This is a genomic window from Oceanispirochaeta sp. M1, from assembly GCF_003346715.1.
Taxonomy (GTDB): domain Bacteria; phylum Spirochaetota; class Spirochaetia; order DSM-2461; family DSM-2461; genus Oceanispirochaeta.
In genome coordinates this window covers 1-511 of the sequence record NZ_QQPQ01000151.1, presented here as the reverse complement: position 1 = coordinate 511, position 511 = coordinate 1, and the positions used below count along the sequence as shown (strand labels likewise).

At 33.7% G+C, this 511-nt stretch carries 1 protein-coding gene; it reads left to right on the top strand.

Translation table 11 applies throughout. The features are described from left to right. Positions 1–283: 283 nt before the first annotated feature. Positions 284–466, top strand: a complete 183-nt coding sequence (locus tag DV872_RS26430; protein WP_147283292.1) for a hypothetical protein — start codon at positions 284–286, stop codon at positions 464–466. Positions 467–511: the final 45 nt, after the last annotated feature.

Below are 511 nucleotides of genomic sequence, written 5' to 3'. Positions count from 1 at the left end.
TGTTCATGAAAAAAGATATCTGGCTATGGTTGAATAAGCCAAAACCAATGGCAGAATCAATGTTTTTTTCAGATGGTCAAATGGGGCTGTTTTTATGAAGCAATTTTATCTTGGACAGCTGTGATTAAAAGTATTATATGATTCTATTCTCTTTATTCAAAAACACAAACAACAAAAGATATTTTCCCATATAACCTTAGTTCAATGAAGAATGATTCCATTACTCTCCCTACCCCGCTCGCAGAAAGCATATTTATATGTAAATTGAAACAGGGAGTTATAGATGGGAAGACATAAATTACCTTACAAGATGAAGAAGCCGAATGCTCACCACAAATATTGGAGATATGTTCTATCAACAAATCCTACTAGAACTGAAATATCTATGTTTTTTGCAAGTGAAAATTCCCCATTATTGCAATTATTTTTCCCCACTAACCAGTGGGGAATTTCATGTGCAATTTAGTCAGAAATTTACCTCCTTAATATGCTTATGAACAGCCTTCCTGAC

Bases quoted from the DNA above. Each gene is read 5' to 3' on its own strand.
- DV872_RS26430 (WP_147283292.1), top strand. From the start codon at position 284: ATGGGAAGACATAAATTACCTTACAAGATGAAGAAGCCGAATGCTCAC.